General features: G+C 36.7%; 4 protein-coding genes. All 4 read left to right on the top strand.

Annotated features, from left to right (window positions below; translation table 11 throughout):
* Positions 1-434 (top strand): DUF5081 family protein (locus AC1DTM_RS20600; protein ID WP_477000761.1); only part of this gene is annotated, 434 nt, incomplete at its 5' end.
* Positions 434-760: an MFS transporter gene (locus tag AC1DTM_RS20595; protein WP_078174457.1), complete on the top strand. Its 327-nt coding sequence runs from the start codon at positions 434-436 to the stop codon at positions 758-760. The genes AC1DTM_RS20600 and AC1DTM_RS20595, both read left to right, overlap by 1 nt.
* A 32-nt stretch (positions 761-792) precedes the next feature.
* Positions 793-2,604 (top strand): ADP-ribosyltransferase, encoded by a 1,812-nt coding sequence (locus tag AC1DTM_RS20590; protein WP_477000760.1) that lies wholly within the window; start codon positions 793-795, stop codon positions 2,602-2,604.
* Positions 2,605-2,652: 48 nt separating this feature from the next.
* The coding region (locus tag AC1DTM_RS20585) for a hypothetical protein (RefSeq protein WP_477000759.1) at positions 2,653-3,451 on the top strand (799 nt) is incomplete at its 3' end.

Genomic DNA, 3,451 nt, shown 5'->3' with positions numbered 1-3,451 from the left:
ACCGAGTGGCTGTATTAACAGAAATAGAGCCAAATAAAAAATACGAGATCGACTACATACCAAAGCCAGACGTATATTTTTCATTATTAACACGCATTCCCTTCTTATTGAGAGAACCGAGGGAGATAGAAGATACATTTTTCTCAAAGAGAATGACAGAGGCAGAACAACAAACATTTGAGGAAAAAGATTTATCAAATAAAGACGTTATAGCGATAGAAACGTATACGAGGCCTCGAAGTAATAGAGGTGGGAAATGGGAATGTTTCTTATATTTCACTGAAGGAGAAGATTTCGTTCAAATAGATGTAGATCGTAATCGATATGACTGGGTGAGCCTCTATGCGGTTAATAAGAAATTGTATGACGTGTTAAAAATGCCGTATAAAAAATTAATTGACCCGAGACAATTCTCATTAGGAGGTATTGAATAATGCAAGTATCAATGGGAGATGGTGGTTCTGGTGGTGGAGAAGAAGTATTAGTTAATTTTCAAGAACTACTTGATATAGTAATGAAGTTAGAAAATATATATAAAATCCATGTAGACGTCATTGGAACGAATATTGAGAGTTTATTAAGCTGTGATTTTTATCAAAAAGGTGAAGCGATGAGAGTAATTGAAAAATATCCTGATATATTACACAAAACACTTGAATTGGCTGAACACTATTCTAGATCGGCGAAAGTTGTAGGAAATGTATGCGTGGAAATGCTTGAAAAGGATGAACAATTACGTGAAAGATTAAGTAAGTTGTAGAAATCACCATACGGCTGGGGGATGAAAACGAAATGGATGTGAAATATAGACCTGAACCATGGCAAGACATGGGGGATGGTATGAATCGAATTACAAAAGATGCACTCATGAAATTACGGTACGCAAATGAATCATTAAAAAGAATTGATGGAAGAATACGAGATTTAGACTCGGATGGTAGTATACATTTTAATCCTAAAGATCAATCGCAAAAAATCGGAGAATTACTTGAGAGCTATTCGACATTACAAAAATATTGCGGAGAAGCAGGGCGAGTAGTCTCTGAACATATAGATAAACCTTTTTTAGTAGAAATGGATAAATTCGCTCAAAAAATGAGAGATACATCTATTCTCAGTTTCACAACAAATAACCGAATTGGCTCTACAACAACGACAGTATTACCAGATGCGCACGCAGGGTACGGAAGTGTACCACAAACAATACAGACGAAAAAAGATAAAATAACAGTAGAAGATATTTTTAAAGATTCACCTGCATTTGATAACGTACTGAAAGCGGAATACAAAGAACTGAAAAAACAAAATCCAGATGCAAAGCTAGATTATGAAGAATACAAGAAAGTAGTCCCATCCACACGAGGATTTGAATACAAATCGATAGAAGATGAACAGAAAAAACTAGAAATGATACKTGACATAGCAATAGGCGGAGGAATCATCATCGCAACAATCCTTTGCCCACCACTCGGGGCCGCTGCCGCAGTAGTATACGGCGCTGTACAAATAAAAAGCGGTATTGACGGAGAAGACTGGGGAACACACAGGAAATTGAGCCAAGAAGAGCGGGTAGGAAACATCATTTTTGGCGGATTAGATGCAATCCCAGTTGTTGGAGCGGTAGGAAAAGGAGTAAAAGCATTCAAAGGCACGAATGAATTAGCTGATTTAGCGAAATTATTAAAATTCAAAGAAGGAATCCCTGGTTTCAATCCAAATTTGGGTAAAAATGTGGTACAATCGCTTAAGGAAAATAAGACTTTAAAGAATGCACTAGATGCTATGAAAAATACTCCTATTCCAGTAGCAGTTAGGATGGTGGATACTGGAATAGGAGTGAAGCTTCCTTATATAGAATCTTCAACTGTTGGAGAAGTAGCTGGAAAGTTTTCAAAGGCAAGTACGGCAGCTAAGGATGACGCTTATCAACTTGCTAAGGGTACGGGTAATAGTAGTAACGTAAACCCAAACAAAATTAAGCTAACTCAGGAAAGAGAAAAATACTATCGAAAGAAAATAGATGAAGCTAAAGCGCGAGGAGATTATAAAGCAGCAGATGATATTAGATATGATCGTCATTGTGAAGAAACGAAACAACCTTTAGAGCGTAAAGATTGGGATGCTAGGACTGAAAATTTAAGAAAGAGCCAAGAGCGTGGAAGAGAAGAAGAAATAAAAGGGAGAAAAGCTTTGGGAGAACATCTTGATCGCCAATTAGAGGACAATAACGCTGGTGAGGTTGTTACATATACATCTAGTGAAGGGCATCTTACGCGTCCAGATAGTATTGGGCGTAATGATAAGGGTGAAATTGATTTAGTTCATGATCACAAACACAAAATGGGTGAAAAAGAGCAAACTATTCATAACGACAGGCAAATGCGAGCTGAAAGAGAAATGCTCGAAGATAAAAATGGGAGTCATGTTGTGACAATATCAAGTGACAAACCTGATTTGAATGGGATTCCTCCTAAACCAAGACCAAGTGGACCTTTGGGTAAGGATAGTGATGTTTACTACACTGATCCAAATAGCGGTAAAGTGACTCATAAATGGGAGAACAATACACGTTTAACTGGTGGAGGTAGGTGGAAAAAGCTGTGAATAAAAATTATTATGTGACTATATTTTTTAATATTAAGGGGGATATACATGAAACCTGATTTTTTCACAATTACAATGTATCCTACAGTATCTTTTAACGAAGAAGAATTATTAGGTCGTCTTTTGGATGTGTTTGAGTCAAATGAAAAATTTGCTCCTACTCATTGGGGCAACTGTGAAACGGTACGGGTAGAATATAACCGTCAGGAAATTCTGGAAAAAGTAGTTTCAGAGCGTAGAGTATCAGAAGTTTACCTGTATCGTGATAAGTCTGTGAACTACACAGGACGTTTTCAAGTTAACTGGAGCCATCGTTCATTTTTAGAGTTTGAGTTTCATAAATCAATACCTAAAAAATTATGGGCTGCTTTTTTTGAGTTATCTGACCAAATCGCAGAAATTGCGAAACCAAGTTATGGAGTAACTCAAATTTTTTGGCCTTTATCATATCCGTGGAATACCGAACATGAACGCTTACAAATGTGGATGGAAATATCTTCCCAACCAATACCAGTTAGGTTTCTTCCTAACGGTCCCTTAGGGATAGGGGCTAGAACATACTTTAGTGGTCATATTTTAGAAATGTTTGATAAGGAATTATTACAAAGTAGTCCAGCTGTGGTATCTGAGCTAGATTGGGGTGGCCTTTGTATTGATATTTTAAATAATCCATTAGAGAGTGACAGTGATACATTACTTGATAATTGGCTACAAGTAATGAAGTATTTGGAACCAGCACAAGTAATGGCTATACCAAGTTTTGATGAAGATCAGATGGGTATAACTTATTCTCCAAATGTTGCTTGGAAGGACTATCTATTTACTTATATCATATGGTATTACAAAA

Source organism: Bacillus sp. P4_D3 (genome assembly GCF_056401855.1).
Note: the sequence above shows the minus strand (reverse complement) of the source record. Positions and strands in the feature narration are given on the sequence as shown.

Bases quoted from the DNA above. Each gene is read 5' to 3' on its own strand.
- AC1DTM_RS20595 (WP_078174457.1), top strand. From the start codon at position 434: ATGCAAGTATCAATGGGAGATGGTGGTTCTGGTGGTGGAGAAGAAGTA.